This is a genomic window from Streptomyces sp. A012304 (assembly GCF_026008495.1).
Lineage (GTDB): Bacteria > Actinomycetota > Actinomycetes > Streptomycetales > Streptomycetaceae > Streptomyces.
In genome coordinates this window covers 1-306 of record NZ_BQUN01000204.1, presented here as the reverse complement: position 1 = coordinate 306, position 306 = coordinate 1, and the positions used below count along the sequence as shown (strand labels likewise).

General features: G+C 72.5%; 1 protein-coding gene. It reads right to left on the bottom strand.

What is annotated here, in order from left to right:
- Window positions 1-306, bottom strand: a 306-nt coding sequence (locus ALMP_RS41825; protein ID WP_264937274.1) for an acyltransferase domain-containing protein, incomplete at both ends; no start/stop codon positions are given.

The following is a 306-nucleotide window of genomic DNA, read 5'->3' as shown; positions in this document are numbered from 1 at the left end:
GTATCACCGGCTCGAACCGCACCGGCTCGCGCAGGTTGCGGAACCAGTAACCGGCGTCCAGTTCACTGGTGTCCAGCCGCCCGCCCGTCACCGTCGAGTAGAAGGCGGTGCCCGACCCGGCGAGGGGGCTGACGGGGGCCAGTTCCTCGAGCATCCGGTCCCTGAGCACCTCCACGGCGGCCGAGTGGGACGCGTAGGCCGCGGGGACGACACGGGCGCGTACGTCCCGTTCGGCGCAGTGTGCGCGGAGGGCGTCGAGGGCTTCGGGATCCCCCGCGACGACCGTGGAACGCGGCCCGTTGACCG